Here is a 16,943-nt window from a genome sequence, read left to right as displayed (position 1 = left end):
CGAGCGTGGGCTCGGCTCTACAGCGGCAATCAGAACCGGTAACGTGCGCCCAGCGAAACGAACTGACCGCGCAGGTTGTACTGGCTGATGTCGAAGCCGCTGGAGCCGCCTGCCGGATCGAACGGCGGGTCCTTGTCGGTCAGGTTCAGCACCGACAGTGACAGCGTGGTCTTCGGAATGCCCTCGTAGGCCACGTACAGGTCCAGCTGATGGTAGGGCTTGACCTTGTCGCGCAGGCCCGGATTGCTGGTGGCCGTGGCTACGCGCTGGTCATAGCCGCTCACGTACTGCAGGCTCAGCGTGCTGCTCCAGTCGCCCACCGCCCAGTTCAACGAAGTGGTGCCGCGGGTGCGTGGCAGCGCGCCATGGCGGTTGTTGCCGGCGCCGTCATAGGGCGCCTGGCCGGCCACCAGCGGCTGCTTGACGCTGAGCAGGTGGGTCCAGCTGCCGGCCACGGTGAAGTTGCCCCAGCCGTCGGTGCGGAAGGTACGGTTGGCTTCCAGGTCGATGCCCGAGGTGGTCAGCTCGCCCTGGTTGGCGTACTGGTTGGTGATGATCTGGATGCGGCCCTGCGCATCGCGCTGCACGCGACCGGGGAACAGTCCCGGGTTGTCGACGATGAACTGCGCGCTGTCCGGCTTGACCAGGTTGTCCTGTTCGATGCGGTACCAGTCCAGGCCGATGCTGGAATCGGCATCGGGTGACCACACGGCGCCGACATTGAGGTTGCGCGAGCGTTCGGCCTTCAGGTCCGGATTGCCGGTGCGCAGGTTGGTCACGCCGCGGCTGCCGCCGGGCTGCAGCGGATCGAACGGATCGACCACCGAGCCGTAGCTGATGGTCTGCCCCGGAGCGATCTCCGGCAGCGACGGTGCACGGAAACCACGCGAGAACGAGCCACGCAGCAGCAGGCTGTCCAGCGGTTGCCAGCGCAGCGCGAACTTCGGCGAGAATGCCTTGCCGAAGTCATCGTAGTGGTCACCGCGGCCGGCTACCTGCAGCTCCAGCGTGCGATGCAGCGGCACGCTGAACTCGGCATAGGCGGCACTGACCTGGCGCTCGCCGTCGACGATGTTGATCGCCGGGCGCAGTTCGGTACCGGACAGCACCTGCGCACTGGTGCGCGCGTCCAGCGATTCCTTGCGGAATTCCGCGCCCCAGGCGAAGCCGATCGCACCCGCCGGCAGTTCCCACAACGAGGTCGATGCCTTGACGTTGAGCGAGTGCAGCTTGTACCAGCCCGGGCGCTTGGTCTGCAGGCGCAGATCGTCCAGTGCGCCCGGCGTGCTGGACGGATCGAGGAAGTTGTAGCTGCCGTCGCGCAGGATCTGCTGGAAGGCGTAGCGGTCAACGAAGTTGTCCACGTACTCGCGCTGCGCACTCTGCGAGGTCAGTGCGGCCACTTCCCAGTCCCAGCGTTCGCCGTTGCCACGTACGCCGGCCAGGGCGCGGTAGAACACCTGGGTATTGTCCTTCAGGCGCGGGCCGAGATCGAAGAAGGTGTATTCGAACGGCAGCGGCGCGCTGCCCGGATTGTTCGGATGGCCGACCGGCAGCACCGCGGCGACATCGGTCAACGTGCCGGTGGTGGGATTGTAGGCGCGCAGGCCGGGGCCGACCGTCAGCGGCGCGCTGAAGACCTGGTCGGCCTTGTTGTGGCTGTACAGCACATCAGCGAAGGCTTCGACGCTGTCATTGAAGCGGTAGGTCGCGCTCAGCGACGCCTGCAGGCGCTCGGCGCCGGGCTGCAGGGTCTTGAACGGCTGAGCGTTGAAGGCGCAGGCCTGGCCGGGCAGGGTGCTGCCGAAGTCACTGTAGGGACGCAGCTCGCTGCCTTGGGGGCAGGGCGAGAACGGCTGCGGCGCACGTGGATTGGACAGCCAGTTGCCACCGGCCGTGGACCAGCCGGCGAGGCGGCCACCGGGCTTGTCGCGGAAATCGCCGTCGCGGGTGTACGCGCGCTGGTCGGCGTCGAGGCGGTCGCGCTTGAACAGATCCAGCCCGAACAGCACGTTCCAGCCCTGCTGTTCGAGGTCACCGAAGCCGGCCAGCAGGTTGGCCTTGCGCTCGTTCAAACCGCCCTGGGTGGCGGTGCCGAAACCGCCGCCGACCTCCACGCCCTGGAAATCACGGCGCAGGATGATGTTGATGACACCGGCAATGGCGTCCGAGCCGTACACCGCCGAGGCGCCATCCTTCAGCACTTCGATGCGCTCCACCGCGCTGATCGGCAGCGCATTGAGGTCGACGAAGGTGTCCTGGGTGTTGAGCGCGAAGCCGAAGTTGGCCACGCGGTAGCCATTGACCAGCACCAGCGTGTTCTTCGGTGACAGGCCGCGCAGGCCGATCGACGCCGAGCCTGCAGCGAAGCTGCCGGTGTACTGCTCGTCGAAGCTGTTGCCGGCGTTGGCCGACAGGTTGCGCAGCACGTCGGTGAGGGTGGAGCGGCCGGTCTGCAGGATCTGCTCGCGGGTGACGATCTGCACCGGGTTGGGGCCGGCGGTGTCGCTGCGCTTGATGTTCGAGCCGGTCACCAGCACGGTGCCGAGGGTGGTGCTGTCCTTGCCGGTATCGGCGGTTTCAGCGGCGCCGGCAGTGCCGGCGACGAGGGCCAGCGCGACCGCGCTGGAAAGCAGGGTGGTGCGATACATGGAAGCGACTACGCCAAACGGTGGAGGAGCCGTCAGTACCGCACGCGGGTGAGTGCGCCTTCCAATGACGAATGCGCATTCAGTTATACATCACAGGTTCTTAACCATCGGAATAAACGGTGGCGGACTGCTTCCGCGCGCCGTTACGGCATTCAACCCCGACCCAGTTAATCGACCGGGTGCATTGCCAGGTCGGAGACGAAAATCCAGAGGCTGTCCGGTATGTCGTTGTGGCACGCAAGCCCCATATCCCTGATGCTTTCAGGAAACTGGACCAGCACCCGCAAGCCGCGTTGATGCTTGGCCATGGAAGCTTGGGATTCCTCAAGAACAATGGTCCCGTTTGTACCGATCAACCTCCAGTAGTCTTCGGAGGGCCGAACGTCGTCAGGCGGGTGTTTGCTCCCGAGAAAGGTCGCCAGCAGCACCTTCCGACCATTCATTCCGCTCAACGTGATTCCTTCTTCAGCAAAGACAATGCAGACATTATCCATTGGGATGGGGGCGGCGCGCAGCGCCGCCGGATCCAGCGCCTTGCATCAAGGGCGCAGCAGCACCTTGCCATTGCGACCCGAGCCAGCACCGGCCTTTGCTGCCTGGGCGATGTCGTCCAGGGCGAAGATCCGCTCCACCGGCAAGGTCAGCTCACCGCCCGCTGCGCGCTTCAGCAGCTCGCCAACCAGCCTGCGCTTGTCTTCCACCGCCATCGCCTGGCTGACCTTGCTGCCCCAGAAGCCCTTCACCGTGGCCTCCTTGTAGATCAGGCCGCCGGCCGGAATGCGCATCGGCTCGCCGCTCATCACGCCGAACGAGACCAGGGTGCCGTGGTGACCGAGCAGGTCGACCAGCTCGCCGCTGGCATCGCCACCGATGGAATCGACCGCGGCCGCTGCCTGTGCTTCGCCGGTGGCTTCGCGCACGCGGTCTTTCCAGCCGTCCACCGAGGTATCGAACACGTGATCGATGCCGAGCGCCTGCAGCTGCGCCACCGCTTCCGCGTTGCGCACCAGGTTGGCCACGTGCACACCGCGCGCCGTTGCCAGCATCGCCAGCGACTTGCCGACGGCCCCGTTGGCGGTGTTCTGCACGATCCACTGGCCCTGCTCGACGCGCAGGAACTCCAGCAGCATCAGTGCGCTCAGCGGCATCGCGATCAGCTGTGCGGCCATCTCGTCGGGGATCGACTCCGGCATCGGGATCACCATCCGCGCCGGCGCGATGAACGCTTCTGCCCAGGTGCCATGCACCGAGGCGGCGGCAACACGCTGGCCGATCTGCAGGCCATCGACGCCCTCGCCGAGCGCATCGACCACGCCCAGTGCTTCGCTGCCACCGATCGCCGGCAGCGTCGGCTTGTAGCCGTACAGGCCACGCACGGTCAGCAGATCGTGGTTGTGGATCGAGGCCAGCACGGTGCGGATGCGCACCTCGCCGGGGCCGGGTTCGGGCAGTGCGGCGTCGGCAACGGCAAGGACGTCGGCCGGGTCGCCGAAGGAGGAGTACTGGGCAGCGCGCATGAGCGGTGTTCCGGAAAAGTTGATGTGATACCGAACTGGGGACGTGTGCGGCGTCAACAAGGTGATGGCGGTGCAACACGGCATCCTGCGACCGATGGTCGCGACATGACGTGATTACTGCATCTTGTGTTGACGGCTCAGGGCATCCCCACTATGTTGTGGCTGTCACTCCCGGTCAGCCGCCGCCGCCGGACATGCAGCAAACGTCCCGCGGCCCGCCCCTGAAGGCTTGCCGTGTCGACGCGGCCGCCACCGTGCGGACGCAGGTCGCCCCCACGGCCCGGATACCGGCCGCAGGCGCAGGCAGATGCCGACGACCTACGTTCCTGCACCTTGGCACTTCACCCGTTCGCCCGGCGCGCCGGTATCGCGTGCAGGGCCGCCATGGCATCGGGCGCCGACGCGCGTACGAGCCTGGAGTTCCACCACCATGACCGACAGTACCTTCCGCGTGGCCGACCTGGCCGGCGCTGGCGACGCCATGCGCGCCAGTGGCGAGCGCGTGCCGACCTGGATCACCAAGGAAGCCGGCAATCGTCGCCTGCCGTACGATGCGGCACGCCTGCTGCGCAGCATCGACACCATTCACGCCGAGCTGCCGCAGCTGGATGTGGCCGACTACCGCCGCGTGGTGCTGGCGATGGTCGAGCGCAAGCCCAGCATCAGCGCCGATGATCTGGTGGATCTGTTGATCCGCGAAGCGGAATCGCGCGTCGATCTTGTCGCACCCGAGTGGGAACAGTTTGCCGCACGCCTGTACCTGCGCCGGCTGTACAAGCGCGCCAGCCGCAACCGCTTCTACGACGTCAGCCTGAAGTACGGCTCCTTCGTGGGCCTGCAGGAAAGCCTGGCCGACCGCGGCATCTACAGCAACGACATCCTGCGTTGCTATTCGAAGGAAGAGCTGCAGCAGGCCGGTGAGATGATCGACCCCGAGCGCGATCGTCTGTTCGCCTACAACGGCCTGTACCTGCTGGCTACGCGCTATCTGGCCACCGATCGCAGCCGCGAGGTGTATGAACTGCCGCAGGAACGCTGGCTGACCATCGCCCTGTACCTGATGCAGAACGAGGGCGGGCCGGGTGAGAGCGGCCGCGTGCGGCGCATGCAGCTGGTGGGCGAGGCGTACTGGGCACTGTCCAACCTGTACATGACGGTGGCCACACCGACCCTGGCCAACGCCGGCAAGGTCGGTGGCCAGCTGTCGAGCTGCTTCATCGACACCGTCGATGACAGCCTGCAGGGCATCTATGACTCCAACACCGATATCGCCCGCGTGTCCAAGCACGGCGGCGGTGTGGGTGCGTACCTGGGGTACGTGCGCAGCAGTGGTGCGCCGATCCGCGGCGTGCCCAACTCGTCCGGCGGCGTCGTGCCGTGGATCAAGCAGCTCAACAACACCGCGGTGTCAGTCGACCAGCTCGGCCAGCGCAAGGGCGCGGTGGCGGTGTACCTGGACATCTGGCATCGCGACATCGAAGCCTTCATGGACCTGCGCCTGAACAACGGCGACCAGCGCCTGCGCGCGCACGATGTGTTCACCGCGATCTGCGTGCCCGATCTGTTCATGGAGGCGGTCGAGCGCCGGGCCGACTGGTACCTGTTCGATCCGCACGAGGTGAAGCAGGCCAAGGGCTGGTACCTGCAGGACTTCTACGACGAGAAGCGCGGGCAGGGCAGCTTCCGCGACCGCTACGCCGAACTGGTCGCCGACGAGCGCATCAGCCGCCGCACGGTGAAGGCGATCGACCTGTTCAAGCGGATCATGCTCAGCCAGCTGGAAACCGGCAATCCGTTCCTGTTCTACCGCGACGAAGTGAACCGGAAGAACCCGAACAAGCACGCGGGCATGGTCTATTCCAGCAATCTGTGCACCGAGATCCTGCAGAACATGAGCCCGACGCGGATGATCCAGGAGATCGTCAGCGGCGACCAGATCGTGACCACCCGCCGCGCCGGTGACTTCGTGGTCTGCAACCTGTCATCGATCAACCTCGGCCGTGCCATCACCGCCCCCGAGGATCTGCTGGCCACCGATGTGCTGGAGCGGTTGATTCCGATCCAGGTGCGCATGCTCGACAACGTAATCGATCTCAATGCACTGCCGGTGCCGCAGGCCACCATCACCAACCGCAAGTACCGCGCCATCGGCCTGGGCACGTTCGGCTGGCACCACCTGCTGGCACAGCAGGCGATCCACTGGGAATCGCCCGAGGCCGAGGAACTGTCCGATCGCCTGTTCGAACGCATCAACTTCCTGACCATCCAGGCCAGCGCGCAGTTGGCCAGGGAGAAGGGCAGTTACCCGATGTTCGCCGGCAGCGACTGGCACAACGGCAACTATTTCCGTGACCGCGATTACAGCGGCGCGGCCTGGGACAGTCTTGCGCGTGAGGTGGCGAGCAACGGCCTGCGCAACGGCTGGCTGCTGGCAGTGGCGCCGAACATGAGCACCGCACAGATCGCCGGTTCCACCGCGTCGATCGATCCGATCTACAGCGCGTTCTACTACGAGGAAAAGAAGGACTTCCGGCGGCCGGTGGCTGCGCCCGGGCTGTCGCTGGAAACCTGGCCGTACTACGAGAAGGGCGCCTACAAGGTCGACCAGTTCGCCAGCGTGCGGCAGAACGCGCGCCGCCAGCGCCATGTCGACCAGTCGATCAGCTTCAACCTCTACGTGCCGAGCACGATCCGCGCCAGCACGTTGCTGGAGCTGCACCTGAGTGCCTGGCGGGAAGGGCTGAAGACCACCTACTACGTGCGCTCCAACGACATCGACATCAGCGAATGCGAGTGGTGCTCGAGCTGATCGACGCGCCCCCTGTAGAGCCGAGCCCACGCTCGGCTCAGGCGCGAAGAGCAGCCGAGCATGGGCTCGGCTCCACATCCGCAACGCACGCAATACGAAGGCAGAAGACCATGGCAACACCCCTCGACCGCATCAAGATCCTCGAACCGCGCCACCCCAACCGCAGCACCGGCATCATCAACGGCCGCACCAGCGGCATCCTGAACTGGAACGACATTCCCTACCCGTCGTTCTATCGCGCCTACAAGGAGCTGTCGACCAACTTCTGGATCCCCGACGAGGTGGACATGAAGGTGGATGCACGCCAGTACGGCGAGCTCAACGCGCGCGAGAAGAACGCCTACGATTCCATCATCGGCCTGCTGGCCACGCTGGATTCGCCGCAGACGCGTTTCATCTACAACGTCGCCGAGTACATCACCGACCCGGCCGCGCACGCCAACGCGGCGATCATCGGCCAGCAGGAAGTGATCCACAACGAGAGCTACAGCTACGTGCTGGCTTCGATCACCGACCTGCCGAACCAGAACCGCATCTTCGAGATCGCCCGCACCCACCCGACCATCATCAAGCGCAACGCGCCGATCATGGGGGCCTACGACGACTTCATGCGGGAGAAGACCGCCGAAACCCTGCTGAAGTCGCTGATCCAGTCCTCGATCCTGGAAGGCATCAACTTCTATTCCGGTTTCGCCTACTTCTACAACATGGTGCGGCAGAACCGCATGAACGGCACCGGCAAGATCATCAGCTTCATCAACCGTGACGAACTGGCCCACACCAAGTTCATCAGCGAGCTGATCCGCGCCATCATCGGCGAGAACCCGGAGCTGCAGACCAACGAGCTGACCGCCTACGTGCACCAGTCGTTCGAACATGCCATCGAGCTGGAAACCCAATGGTCGGCGGAGGTGCTGGACGGCATCGACGGCATCGACGTGGACGAGATGGTGCGCTACGTGAAGTACCGCGCCAACAAGATGGCCGGCATGCTCGGCATCGAGCGCCTGTACAGCGACACCACCGACAACGTGATGCCGTGGATCAAGGCCTACGCCGACAACTTCACCGAGACCAAGACCGACTTCTTCGAGATGCGCAATGCAAGTTACAAGAAGACCAACGTCGACAACGGCTTCGACGACCTCTGAGCGCGGCCCGGCGCTGCGCATCCTGATCGTGGTGGCGTCGCTCAGTGGCAACACCCGCGAGCTCGGTCGCCACATCGCCGAGCGTTGCCGGGCCGCAGGCCACGCCGTGCACTGGCAGGACGCCGACGACCTGCGCCAGTGTCCGCCGCTGCCGGTGGACGAGGCCGACCTGGTGCTGCTGGGCTGCTGGACCGACAACGCCGGGCGCACGCCGTCGGAGATGAAGGCCTGGGTGGCAGGCATCGCCGAACGCGGCCAGCGACCGCGCCAGGTGGCGGTGTTCGGTACCGGCGAAACGCAGTGGGGGCAGGAGTACTACTGCGGTGCGGTGCACCGGCTGATCCGCTATTTCGACAGTGGCTACCCGCCGCTGGAGATCGAGCAGATGCCCCATGGCCGGCGGCATGCCGCGGCCATCAACCGCTGGATCGATGCGGTCCTGGATCATTACTGGAGTACCACCGATGCAGATCATCGACGCCACCACGCCTGAGCAGTTCCAGCAGTTGCTGGCCGAACACCCGCGCGCGCTGGTGGACTTCCACAAGGACCAGTGCCCGGGTTGCCGGATGCTGGACATGTCGCTGCAGCGGGTGGCCAGCGGCACTGCAGGGCAGGGTACGACCCTGCTGCGGGTGCAGCTGGAAGTAGTGGGAGAGGCGTACTTCCGCGAGCTGGGGCTGCGGCAGACCCCCACGCTGTCGCTGTTCCTGGACGGTGACGAACGCATGCGCATGCCGGGCTTCCAGTCGCCGCAGCAGATCGAAGCGGCGATCGCGGAGTTCCTGTAGGCCCGGTCATGCCACATCCACGCATGGCGTGGATCTACTGCAGGTCGCCATCGGTAGCGCCGGGCCACGCCCGGCGGATTCCCACGGCGCGCGGATCAACCGCCAGCGAACGTATCCACCAGCAACTTCACGTTCAGCACCACGATCACCAGCGCGATCACCCAGGCGATGCCGCCCAGCCAACGCGGGGCAACCAGCGCGCCCATCGTCACATTGTCGGTCACGATCCGTACCAGCGGGATGATTGCGAACGGCAGCTGCATCGACAGCACCACCTGGCTCAGCACCAGCAGCTTCACTGCGCCCTGGTCACCGAACAGCATGATGACCACCACCACCGGGATGATGGCCAGCGCGCGGGTGATCAACCGCCGCAACCACGGTGGCAGGCGCAGGCGCAGGAACCCTTCCATCACGATCTGCCCGGCCAGTGTCGCCGTCACCGTGGAGTTCAGGCCGGACGCGAGCAGCGCCACGGCGAACAATGTCGAGGCCAGGCCCACGCCCAGCATCGGTGCCAGCAACTGGTGCGCCTGCTCGATGTCTTCCACATCGAAGCGGCCATTGGCATGGAACACCGACGCCGCCAGGATCAGGATGCTGGCGTTGATGAACAGCGCCAGGGTCAAGGCAACGGTGCTGTCGGTGACGGCCCAGCGCAGCGCGCTGCGACGGCCTTCATCGGTGCGTGGATAGGCACGGGTCTGCACGATGGACGAATGCAGGTACAGGTTGTGCGGCATCACCGTGGCACCGATGATGCCGATGGCGATGTACAGCGCGTGCGGATCCGTGACCACCTGCGCGCGCGGAATGAAACCGCCCAGCACCTGCATCACCGGCGGCGCGGCCAGCGCGATCTGCACCATGAAGCAGCCGAATATCACCAGCAGCAGCGCGATCACGAAGGCTTCCAGCGCGCGGAAACCACGGTTCATCAACAGCAGCACCAGCAGCGTGTCCAGTGCGGTGATCACCGCGCCCCACAGCAATGGCAGGTCGAACAACAGTTTCAGGGCGATGGCCGTACCGATCACTTCGGCCAGGTCGCAGGCGATGATCGCCGCTTCGCACAGCGCCCACAGCGCCAGGTTTACCGGCTTGGGGTAGCGCGCACGGCAGGCCTGCGCCAGGTCCATTCCGGTAGCGATACCCAGCCGTGCCGACAACGCCTGCAGGATCACCGCCATCAGGTTGGAGATCAGGATGACCGACAGCAGCAGGTAGCCGAAGCGCGAGCCGCCTGCCAGATCGGTGGCCCAGTTGCCCGGGTCCATGTAACCGACCGACACCATGTAGCCCGGGCCAAGGAAGGCCAGCAGCCGGAACCACCAATGGCCTTTGTCGGGTACGGCAATCGAAGCGTTGAGCGCACCCAGGCTGGCCGGAGTGGAGGCGGCAGAATCGGTGGGTGCGACGGTGTTCATGGCTTTCAATATAGCCAATGCTATATCGCATAGCAATGTGAAACAATCGTCTTTACTGCGTCACTGGTCCAGAATTCAGGTTCGCACCCGATGACAACTGCAGGACAGGCACACGCGTGGGCAAGACGGACGATTCGACATCGCTGAAAAGCACCCCCTTGATCGAGGCCGAGCGCCAGGTCGAGAGCTTCCGGCAAGTGCGCGAGGCACACCGGATGGAACTGGTGGAGGACTATGTCGAGCTGATCTCCGATCTGTTGGCCGACGGTGGCGAGGCCCGCCAGGTCGACATCGCCACCCGCCTGGGCGTGGCCCAGCCGACCGTGGCGAAGATGCTGCGCCGGCTGGCCCGCGACGGCTGGGTGGTGCAGCGCCCATACCGCGGCGTGTTCCTGACCCCCGAGGGCGAGGCGTTGGCCCATGCCAGCCGCCAGCGCCACCAGACCGTGGAGCGCTTCCTGCTGGCGCTGGGCGTGGACCCGGATACCGCGCGGCGTGATGCCGAGGGCATCGAGCACCATGTCAGTGAGCAGACACTGGCCCTGTTCGACGAATTCGTGCGCAAGGCCGAGGGCGGTTGAGTCGCGGTTTCTGTACTGCTGTTCGCGCGGTATGGAATGAGTGCATCCACGCATGGCGTGGATCTACTCGCGGAATCTGCTTTCTGTAGAGCCGAGCCATGCTCGGCTGCTGTTCGCGCGGTGATGAAATGAGTCGAGCATGGCTCGACTCTACAATTCAGGAGGGCAGCGCGCCTGTTCCTGAGCACACGCCTGCTTCCGCCATTCCTGCAATACCGGTTGCAGCCCGCTGTAGCGCCGCCCCTGCCAGCCATTGGCCAGCACCGTGCCCTGCGCATCGATCAGCACCAGGTTGGGCGGGGCCAGGCCTGCCAATGCCTGCAGCGCCGGCATGCGCTTCGCGCGACGCGGGTCCAGCACCGGCCACGACATGTCCTGCAGCTGCATGTAGCGCCGCAACGCCGCCTCGCTTTCATCCAGGCTGACATACACCACTTCGGTATCGGCGCCGGCCTCGCGCAGCGCGTCGCGCACGCCGCGCAGGGTCGGCACGAAGGCGTGGCAGGGCGCGCACCAGTCGGCACCGAAGTACAGCGCGATCAGCTTCGGCGGTGGCGACCACTGCACCGGCCGCAGGGAACGTGGCTCGGGCCGCATCAGCGATGCGGAGACCTGCGCGTGCAGGTCGGCCGCCGCCGCCGGCGATGCCAGTGCCAGCAGCAGTGCGGGCAGCCACCTAGAACGCATAACGCAGGTTCACGTACCACGAGCGGGCGAAACGCGGACCGTACACGTAGTCGCTGTCGCGCAGCGCGCCGCTTTCCAGATCCTTCTGCCGTTGGTCGAACACGTTCTTGACCCCGGCCGCCACCGACACTTCCTGCTGTGCCTGCGCGCCCAGATGGCGATGCCAGCGCGCGCCGAGATCGGTGACCAGGAAGGCGCGGGTGCGGTGCAGTTCGCCCAGCCGGTTGTTGAGCACCGGCATCGATCCGGTGTGGCGCAGCGCCAGGAACGTCTCCCAGGGTTCGGCCGGCGTCCAGCTGAGCTGGGCCACGCCGGTCCAGCGCGGCGTCTTCAGGTAGTCGCGGCTGTCGATCACCGTATCGCCGCCGTCGGCGGTGTCATCGAAGATGCGTTGCGGCTCGCGGAACTGCGAGCGGTACCACGACGCACCGGCCGTCAGCCGCCATTGCGCAGAGGGCTGCCAGCCGACGTTGGTTTCCATGCCCAGTACGTTCGAACCCGACGCGTTGTAGCGCAGCTGTGTCAGCTGGCCATCATCGCCGCGCTGGATCTCGCCCAGCGCGAAGGTGTCACGGATGCGTGCGTAGGACGCGGTGGCATCCCAGCTCCATACCGGGTCGGCCGGGTCGGAGCGCCAGTCGAACCCGAACAGCGTGGTCAGCGCGCGCTCCTCCTTCAGGCCCCGGCTGTTGCGCACGCGCACCTGCTCGCCACCGAGGGTATCGACGTGGACGTCCTCGACGAAGATTTCCGGTGCACGGAAGCCGGTGGCGATGCCCGCACGCCATTTCAGCCGGGGTGTCGCCTGCCAGGCGAGGGCGATACGCGGTGAGAACACGGCGCTGTCCAGTTCCGAACTCTTGTCCACGCGCGCACCCAGCACCAGGTCGACGTCATCACGTACGCTCCATTCGTCCTGCACGAACGCGCCGAGGTTGTGGAACGTCGCATCCTCGAGCACGGCCAGGCGCTGGCCGGCGCCATTGCGGTTGTCGTCACGCAGGCCCTCATGCTTGTACTGCACGCCGAACGCAAGCGTGTGTGAACCCAACCGCCAGTTCAACTGGCTGTCGATGTAGTGCAGCGGGTTGTGGGTGCGCCCGTACTGGCGCCACGAGCGTGATGCGGCACTGCCGGGCACGTTCGGGTCCAGCTGCGAAGGGTCGTAGCCGGGCGCCGATGGATCGGTGACCACATCGCCAAGACCGCCGTAGAAGCTGTCGCGGTCGATGTCGGCGAAGGCGTAGGCCAGACGGAAGTCGACGTCGCTGTTCACTTCCTGGTCCCATGACAGGCTGCCGCGACGGTAGTTCGTATCCAGCGATTCGGCGATGTTGGCCAGGTGTTCGGGCTGATCGAGGCGGTTGCCACCGCGACGGCTCTCATCGGTCACCTGCAGGTCCAGCCGCAGGCGCGTGCCCGGATTCGGTGCATACCAGGCCTGCAGGCCACCGACCCTGAGGTTCTTGCGGGTGATCTCGGTATAGCCGTCGCCGTTGTAGTCGATGCCGCTGTTCCAGTTGCGCTGGGCGATCACCGACAGTCCGGCGTCGGCTTCGCTGGCGACCAGATCCAGACGGACGTCGGCGTTCTTCTGCGGCGTGCCCTTCAGCACATCCACGCCGGCCTGCACATGGCCACCGCTGCGTGCAGGCAGCGGCGGAATCAGATTGATGACACCGGCCACCGCGCCCGGCCCGTACAGCGACGAACCACCGCCCTTGACCACTTCGATGCGGTCGACGAAGCCGGCGGGAATCTGTTCCAGCCCGTACACGCTGCCCAGCGTGGACAGCAGTGGAATGCCATCGAACAGCAACTGGTTGTAGGCACCGGGAAGGCCCAGCAGCTGCACTTCACTGGTGTTGCAGTTCTGGCAGTTGCTTTCCACCCGCAGGCCGTTGATCAGCTCCACCGCGCGGGAGAAATCGGTGGCCGCGCGCAGGGCGATATCTTCCTTGCGCAGTACTTCGGTGCGGATCGGCACGTCCGACAGCAGGCGTTCGCTGCGCGTGGCCGTGCTGACTTTCACCTGCACCCGGTCCAGCTCGGTGGGTGAGGGCGGTGCAGCGACTGCGGCCAGTGGCAGGGCGGCGGCGATACCGGCAGCCAGCGGCAGCCGGCGAAGAAGGGAGGCAGCAATGCGCATGAGGGCGTCGTCCTTGGGGAGGGAGGGCGGCGAGGGCGACCTGGCTGGTGCACATGAAAGCAGAAGGTCATCAATATAGCAATTGCTATACTGTCGCTTCAGCTTGCGGCGGGACCGTGGTCTTTACTCGAATTCTAGTGTTATAACATTACACAATGCGCACGGAAGCGTGCCGGTGGTCATGCACCGGAAGGGGTCAGCCGCGACGGAAGGCGGCGGGAGTGCGCGCGCCGACGATGATCATGCGGATCATCGTGGAGATCTGTTCGACCAGTTCCGGGTCGTTCTCCGGAGGCTGGTCCATGGCCGAAGCGCCCATTGCAAACACCAGCCGGGTGATCGCCATCGACACCAGTTCCGGCTTGTACAGCACCGCGCCATCCAGTGCGGCCAGGCGCACCAGGTCGTGCTGCAGCTCTTCTTCGAAGTAGTGCAGTTCGCGTTCGACCGCGTGCTTGAAATCGTCCGAGCCGACCGCACCTTCGCGCAACAGCACGTGCAGCAGCTTGTCGTCGGCGCGCAGCTGTTCCATGAAGGTTTCCACCGACACGCGCACCACGCTGGTGGCGCTGGACGTAGCGCGCTGGCGGGCTTCGCCGATGATGGTGCGCAGTGAGCGCCCGGCCACGTCGATCAGGGCGACGGCCAGTTCGTCCATGTCGCGGAACTGTCGATAGAAACTGTTGGGTGCGATGCCGGCCTCGCGCGCGACTTCGCGCAGGCTGAGGGTGGACAGGCTGCGATGCGGGCCGATCAGTTTCAACGCGGCGGCCAACAGATCCTCGCGGCTCACCGTACGGCGGGCCGGGCTGTTGGCATCTTCAGGCGGAGACAGAACGGTGGCGGCGGCCATGGCACTTCCGGTGGGGCAAGGCTGAATCATACCCAATCCGGTGCAATATACACATGTATACACAGCTGTGTGTGCGGCCGTATAGTGCGCCCATGAGCGCTGTCGTCCGACCTTCCCTGCTTTCTCCGTACCGCTGGCTGTCGCCGTCGCTGTTCGACTTCTGGGCGGGCCAGCTGAATCCGTTGTGGACCCTGCGTGAGCCGATGGCCCGCCTGGTACGGCGCGAGCCGGCCGGCGAGGGCGCTGCGACCCTGGTCCTGCGCTGCAACCGGCACTGGGCCGGGATGCGCGCCGGCCAGCACGTCACCCTCGGCGTTGAGCTTGAGGGGCGTGTATTGCGCCGCAGCTACAGCCCGACCCGCCTGGGCCGCCGCGAGCTGGCCATTACCGTCAAGGCGGTGGACGGCGGCAAGGTCAGCCAGCATCTGGTCGCACATGCCAAACCGGGCGAGCTGTTCCGGCTGGACGCGGCCTTCGGTGATTTCCACATGCCTGCCGCCGCGCCGGTATTGCTGCTGGCAGCTGGTAGCGGCATCACGCCCATGCGCAGCCTGCTGCGCGACGCCTGCCAGCGCCCGCTGGCTGCGCCGGTCGACCTGTTCTACTGGGAGCGCAGCACCGCGGCGTTCCAGTTCCGCGATGAACTGCTGGCCCTGGCTGCGGCGCATCCGAACCTGCGCGTGCACCTGCTGGCCACCCGCGAAGGCGACGTGCCCGCTGCGCGTATCGACAGCCACACGCTGGCCGTGACCGGTGACGACACGCCGCTGGCGCAGCGCCACGTACTGGCCTGCGGCCCGGACGGTTTCGTTGCCGCTGCGCGCACGCGTTTGGCCCAGCAGGTGGCTGGTTTTCAGGCGGAAGCCATTACCCCGCCGGCAGCACTCAGTGATGCCGACAGTCTGGGTGAAGTCGCATTGACCCTGGCCCGCAGCGGCCGGAGGCTGATCGTGCCGCGTGGCCGCTCGCTGCTGGAAAGCCTGGAGGCGCAGGGCATCGCGCCCAAGCACGGCTGCCGCATGGGCATCTGCAACAGCTGCACCTGTGAACGCGTCAGTGGCACCACCCGCCACCTGCGCACCGGCGACACCCAGTCCGAAACGGCCGTGCCGGTGCGGATCTGCGTGAGCGCGCCGACCACCGACCTGACCCTGGATCTCTGAGGACCCCGCTGCCATGACCCGCGCTACCGACCGTGCCCTGAGCCCTGCCGAGATGCAGACGTTTGGTGAGGAACTCGATGCGATCCGCGACCGTGTGATCGGCAGCCTCGGCGCGTCCGACACCCGCTACATCCGCCGCGTCGCAGCTGCTGTGCGCTGGTCCGGCGTGCTTGGCCGCAGCCTGCTGTTCCTGGGCGCGTTCTCGCCGTTGTTCTGGGCGCCGCTGTTGTGGCCGGCCTGCATCGCCGGCACCCTGCTGCTGGCGCTGGCCAAGATCCTGGAGAACATGGAGCTGGGCCACAACGTCATGCATGGCCAGTACGACTGGACCGGCGACCCCAAGCTCAACGGCAACACCTACGAATGGGACATCGTTGCCACCGCCGACAACTGGCGCAAGACCCATAATTTCCGCCACCACACCTACACCAACGTGCGTGGCATGGACGATGACATCGGCTATGGCCTGCTGCGCATCTTCCCGGAACAGCGCTGGAAGCCGTTCTACCTGCTGCAGCCGATCATCGCACCGATCTTTGCGCTGCTGTTCCAGTGGGGCGTGGCCGCGCAGGATCTGCGCCTGGGCCGCTGGTTCAAGGGCCGCATCAGCAGCCGCGCGATGTGGCTGCAGACCCGTCCGGTGGCACGCAAGATGATCCGCCAGGTGCTGAAGGACTATGTGTTCTTCCCGCTGCTGGCCGGTCCGTTCTTCCTGCCGGTGTTGCTGGGCAACCTGGTGGCCAACGGCCTGCGCAACATCTGGACCTACGTGATCATCTTCTGTGGGCACTTCACTGCCGAATCGGAAACGTTCCCGAAGGAATGCCTGCGCAATGAATCGCGCGGCCACTGGTACCTGCGCCAGCTGCGCGGTTCGTCCAACATCAGCGGCGGTTTCGTGATCAACGTGCTGTCGGGCAACCTCAGCCACCAGATCGAGCACCACTTCTATCCGGATCTGCCGGCCAATCGCTATGCGGCGATCGCCAAGGAAGTGAAGGATATCTGCCGTCGTTACGGCCAGCACTACAACAACGGCTCGCTGCCGCGGCAGTTCACCCAGGTGGTCTGGCGCATCCTGCGCCACGCGTTCCCGAGCAAGCCGCGCCGCCTGCCGATGCCGGACATCATGCCGGCACCGGCATCGGCCAACGCCGGCTGATT

Annotated in this window: 14 protein-coding genes; 7 read left to right on the top strand and 7 right to left on the bottom strand. The window is 65.7% G+C overall.

What is annotated here, in order from left to right:
• Positions 1-29: 29 nt before the first annotated feature.
• The 3 genes from GIW57_RS00725 to GIW57_RS00715 form a co-directional block, all read right to left on the bottom strand.
• Positions 30-2,651: a TonB-dependent receptor gene (locus GIW57_RS00725; protein ID WP_236508865.1), complete on the bottom strand. Its 2,622-nt coding sequence runs from the start codon at positions 2,649-2,651 to the stop codon at positions 30-32.
• Positions 2,652-2,818: 167 nt separating this feature from the next.
• Entirely contained in the window at positions 2,819-3,103 is a 285-nt protein-coding gene (locus tag GIW57_RS00720) for a hypothetical protein (RefSeq protein WP_140393488.1), read from the bottom strand.
• 87 nt (positions 3,104-3,190) lie between these two features.
• Positions 3,191-4,168 (bottom strand): zinc-binding dehydrogenase, encoded by a 978-nt coding sequence (locus GIW57_RS00715; RefSeq protein ID WP_236508864.1) that lies wholly within the window; start codon positions 4,166-4,168, stop codon positions 3,191-3,193.
• A 481-nt stretch (positions 4,169-4,649) separates the two neighbouring features.
• Between GIW57_RS00715 and GIW57_RS00710 the strand changes: the two genes are divergently transcribed.
• The 4 genes from GIW57_RS00710 (at position 4,650) to GIW57_RS00695 (ending at position 8,919) form a co-directional block, all read left to right on the top strand.
• Entirely contained in the window at positions 4,650-6,977 is a 2,328-nt protein-coding gene (locus GIW57_RS00710) for a ribonucleoside-diphosphate reductase subunit alpha (RefSeq protein WP_236508876.1), read from the top strand.
• 110 nt (positions 6,978-7,087) lie between these two features.
• Positions 7,088-8,128: a ribonucleotide-diphosphate reductase subunit beta gene (locus GIW57_RS00705; RefSeq protein ID WP_025878567.1), complete on the top strand. Its 1,041-nt coding sequence runs from the start codon at positions 7,088-7,090 to the stop codon at positions 8,126-8,128.
• A gap of 13 nt (positions 8,129-8,141) precedes the next feature.
• On the top strand, positions 8,142-8,621 hold the full coding sequence (locus tag GIW57_RS00700) for a flavodoxin (RefSeq protein ID WP_236508875.1): 480 nt from the start codon (positions 8,142-8,144) through the stop codon (positions 8,619-8,621).
• Positions 8,593-8,919: a thioredoxin family protein gene (locus tag GIW57_RS00695; protein WP_236508863.1), complete on the top strand. Its 327-nt coding sequence runs from the start codon at positions 8,593-8,595 to the stop codon at positions 8,917-8,919. Before GIW57_RS00700 ends, GIW57_RS00695 begins: the two co-directional genes overlap by 29 nt.
• 95 nt (positions 8,920-9,014) lie before the next feature.
• On the opposite strand, the gene GIW57_RS00690 is transcribed toward GIW57_RS00695, so the two are convergent.
• Positions 9,015-10,346 carry an Nramp family divalent metal transporter gene (locus GIW57_RS00690; RefSeq protein ID WP_236508862.1) on the bottom strand — a complete coding sequence of 444 codons (1,332 nt, stop codon included), beginning with the start codon at positions 10,344-10,346 and terminating at the stop codon, positions 9,015-9,017.
• Positions 10,347-10,462: 116 nt separating this feature from the next.
• Between GIW57_RS00690 and mntR the strand changes: the two genes are divergently transcribed.
• A complete protein-coding gene (gene mntR / locus GIW57_RS00685) occupies positions 10,463-10,927 on the top strand; it encodes a manganese-binding transcriptional regulator MntR (protein WP_089235893.1) in 465 nt (154 codons plus the stop codon).
• A 150-nt stretch (positions 10,928-11,077) separates the two neighbouring features.
• Here the strand turns inward: mntR and GIW57_RS00680 are convergent, their stop codons facing one another.
• The 3 genes from GIW57_RS00680 to fabR form a co-directional block, all read right to left on the bottom strand.
• On the bottom strand, positions 11,078-11,614 hold the full coding sequence (locus tag GIW57_RS00680) for a thioredoxin-like domain-containing protein (RefSeq protein WP_236508861.1): 537 nt from the start codon (positions 11,612-11,614) through the stop codon (positions 11,078-11,080).
• Complete coding sequence (locus GIW57_RS00675) at positions 11,604-13,763, bottom strand: TonB-dependent receptor (protein WP_236508860.1); 2,160 nt, start codon at positions 13,761-13,763, stop codon at positions 11,604-11,606. Before GIW57_RS00675 ends, GIW57_RS00680 begins: the two co-directional genes overlap by 11 nt.
• Positions 13,764-13,959: 196 nt before the next feature.
• On the bottom strand, positions 13,960-14,616 hold the full coding sequence (gene fabR, locus GIW57_RS00670) for an HTH-type transcriptional repressor FabR (protein ID WP_033831321.1): 657 nt from the start codon (positions 14,614-14,616) through the stop codon (positions 13,960-13,962).
• Between the two features lie 53 nt (positions 14,617-14,669).
• Between fabR and GIW57_RS00665 the strand changes: the two genes are divergently transcribed.
• Together GIW57_RS00665 and GIW57_RS00660 are read left to right on the top strand one after the other, a co-directional pair.
• Positions 14,670-15,779 carry a ferredoxin reductase gene (locus GIW57_RS00665; RefSeq protein WP_236508859.1) on the top strand — a complete coding sequence of 370 codons (1,110 nt, stop codon included), beginning with the start codon at positions 14,670-14,672 and terminating at the stop codon, positions 15,777-15,779.
• Positions 15,780-15,792: 13 nt separating this feature from the next.
• A complete protein-coding gene (locus GIW57_RS00660; protein WP_236508858.1) occupies positions 15,793-16,941 on the top strand; it encodes an acyl-CoA desaturase in 1,149 nt (382 codons plus the stop codon).
• Positions 16,942-16,943: the final 2 nt, after the last annotated feature.

This window comes from Stenotrophomonas sp. PA-6-5C (genome assembly GCF_021605635.1).
Classification (GTDB): Bacteria; Pseudomonadota; Gammaproteobacteria; order Xanthomonadales; family Xanthomonadaceae; genus Stenotrophomonas; species Stenotrophomonas lactitubi.
Note: the sequence above shows the minus strand (reverse complement) of the source record. Positions and strands in the feature narration are given on the sequence as shown.

What these genes read in the sequence shown, in the direction of transcription:
- GIW57_RS00725 (WP_236508865.1), bottom strand. Translation starts at nt 2,651, where the DNA reads ATGTATCGCACCACCCTGCTTTCCAGCGCGGTCGCGCTGGCCCTCGTC.
- GIW57_RS00715 (WP_236508864.1), bottom strand. Translation starts at nt 4,168, where the DNA reads ATGCGCGCTGCCCAGTACTCCTCCTTCGGCGACCCGGCCGACGTCCTT.
- GIW57_RS00710 (WP_236508876.1), top strand. Translation starts at nt 4,650, where the DNA reads ATGCGCGCCAGTGGCGAGCGCGTGCCGACCTGGATCACCAAGGAAGCC.
- GIW57_RS00705 (WP_025878567.1), top strand. Translation starts at nt 7,088, where the DNA reads ATGGCAACACCCCTCGACCGCATCAAGATCCTCGAACCGCGCCACCCC.
- GIW57_RS00695 (WP_236508863.1), top strand. Translation starts at nt 8,593, where the DNA reads ATGCAGATCATCGACGCCACCACGCCTGAGCAGTTCCAGCAGTTGCTG.
- GIW57_RS00690 (WP_236508862.1), bottom strand. Translation starts at nt 10,346, where the DNA reads ATGAACACCGTCGCACCCACCGATTCTGCCGCCTCCACTCCGGCCAGC.
- GIW57_RS00680 (WP_236508861.1), bottom strand. Translation starts at nt 11,614, where the DNA reads ATGCGTTCTAGGTGGCTGCCCGCACTGCTGCTGGCACTGGCATCGCCG.
- GIW57_RS00675 (WP_236508860.1), bottom strand. Translation starts at nt 13,763, where the DNA reads ATGCGCATTGCTGCCTCCCTTCTTCGCCGGCTGCCGCTGGCTGCCGGT.
- fabR (WP_033831321.1), bottom strand. Translation starts at nt 14,616, where the DNA reads ATGGCCGCCGCCACCGTTCTGTCTCCGCCTGAAGATGCCAACAGCCCG.
- GIW57_RS00665 (WP_236508859.1), top strand. Translation starts at nt 14,670, where the DNA reads ATGTATACACAGCTGTGTGTGCGGCCGTATAGTGCGCCCATGAGCGCT.
- GIW57_RS00660 (WP_236508858.1), top strand. Translation starts at nt 15,793, where the DNA reads ATGACCCGCGCTACCGACCGTGCCCTGAGCCCTGCCGAGATGCAGACG.